Origin of the sequence: Corallococcus praedator, assembly GCF_003612125.1 — a bacterium.
GTDB classification, from domain to species: domain Bacteria; phylum Myxococcota; class Myxococcia; order Myxococcales; family Myxococcaceae; genus Corallococcus; species Corallococcus praedator.
Genome location: NZ_RAWI01001456.1, coordinates 1 through 384 on the forward strand (window position 1 = coordinate 1; position 384 = coordinate 384).

Here is a 384-nt window from a genome sequence, read left to right on the forward strand (position 1 = left end):
TCCGATCTCAACGCCCGCGTCTGCGCCCTGGCGCCGGTCATCCCCGTACTCGTGGTCGATGACGCGGAGACCGCCGCCGACCTCGCCCGCGCGCTGATCGCCGGGGGCCTGCCGGCGCTGGAGGTGACGCTGCGCACCCCCGCCGCCATCGACGCGATCCGCGAGATGGCGGCGGTCCCCGGCGGCGTCGTCGGCGCCGGCACCCTGCTCACCGAGGCCGACGTGGAGGCCGCCAAGGAGGCCGGCGCCACCTTCGGCGTCTCGCCCGGCGCCACGCGCCGCCTGCTCGACGCCTGCGAGGCCAACGACCTGCCGTTGCTGGCGGGCGCCGCCACGCCGTCCGAGGCCATGCACCTGCTGGAGCGGGGATACTCCGTGCAGAAG

The 384-nt window shown here is 76.3% G+C and carries 1 protein-coding gene; it reads left to right on the top strand.

Going from position 1 to position 384, the window contains the following annotated elements:
• A partial coding sequence (locus D7Y13_RS44875) for a bifunctional 4-hydroxy-2-oxoglutarate aldolase/2-dehydro-3-deoxy-phosphogluconate aldolase (RefSeq protein ID WP_369333618.1) occupies positions 1–384 on the top strand: 384 nt, incomplete at both ends.